General features: G+C 42.9%; 1 protein-coding gene. It reads left to right on the top strand.

Features of this window, described 5'->3' with window-relative positions:
- Positions 1–563 precede the first annotated feature (563 nt).
- The gene (locus tag LZU85_RS20875; protein WP_053543562.1) at positions 564–821 is read left to right on the top strand and encodes a hypothetical protein; all 258 of its coding nucleotides are present in this window, start codon (positions 564–566) and stop codon (positions 819–821) included.
- Positions 822–1,116: the final 295 nt, after the last annotated feature.

The raw sequence follows: 1,116 nt of genomic DNA, 5'->3' as shown, positions 1-1,116 counted from the left end.
ATGCGATGAATTTTGGTGGTGAAAGTGGTCTGCTGAAGGTTGGTTTAGGCGGCACTCACCCCTTAACGCAGCGTTATGTTGACAAAAGCAAAGGGCTATCTTGAGGAAAAGACTGGGGATGTCTCTCGCTTTTTGCTTTATCGATTTTCAGCAATTTGAGTTCAACTGCCCAAAATTCTTTACCACAGTCAGCACCGCGCAAACTAAGTTCGTGGGTTGCTTCATTACAGAATTGTGGAAATACGAGTTGAAGGTTTCGTTGGCTCAAAGGCGCTGTGATTGGATGGGTTGGGATTAGCAAAATCACGAGCTTTAAGTTGATCGCATTTGTCGGCCAAGTTGGCTTAAAAACTTGGTAATGGTTTTGAGCAATGCCGTAAAATCGGTGGTTCTTTGTCATGTAGGTTTTCTTAAACCGTAATCATAACAAGGCATTAAAGTGGGATTTGGCCCGCGTGGCTTTTTTAGTTTGCGTTAAGTTTCGTGATTAAGGCGTAATGCAGAAACATTGTATTGCGGGCCTGCACCCCTTAACGCAGCGTTAGGTATACATGGATAGAAGTGTGAAAAACGATAATATTGTGCAAGTAGCCACAGATCTTAAAATTCTTATATCGGAAGCAAAATTTGAGTTTCCGGCATCTGCTGAGTCACTCGAACAGATTACTCCTTTCGTAGATAATGCTCTATCTGATTCTCCATTTACCCCACAACGATTACGTTTTGATCATCTGTTTATCGAAAGTGAATTAGCAAATAATAAAGAGCTAGCTGATTTGTATTCCAAATTTGCTAACCTATACGAGGGCTTGGAGGTATAGTGTACCTAACAAGGCGTTTAAGAGGGATTCATGCCGCGTGGCATTTTTGGTATGCGGGGTTTTTTGGTGGTGAAAGTGGTCTGCGGAAAGCTGATTTAGGCGGCATTCACCCCTTAACGCAGCGTTATGCTTAATCACGTAAAATCAGCGGTTTATGGTTTTTCTTTGTTCCCTAGGCTTGTTTGTTTCGAGTTTTTCGGCAAGTCGACTCCAGTGGACGCTGTTTTCCGGACACTTATTCTTTGGCGCTAAAAACTCTGAGAATTGCCTCAATCAATTCTCGGGCAAGCGCGAG

It is taken from the genome of Vibrio floridensis (assembly GCF_021852965.1).
Lineage (GTDB): Bacteria > Pseudomonadota > Gammaproteobacteria > Enterobacterales > Vibrionaceae > Vibrio > Vibrio floridensis.
Note: the sequence above shows the minus strand (reverse complement) of the source record. Positions and strands in the feature narration are given on the sequence as shown.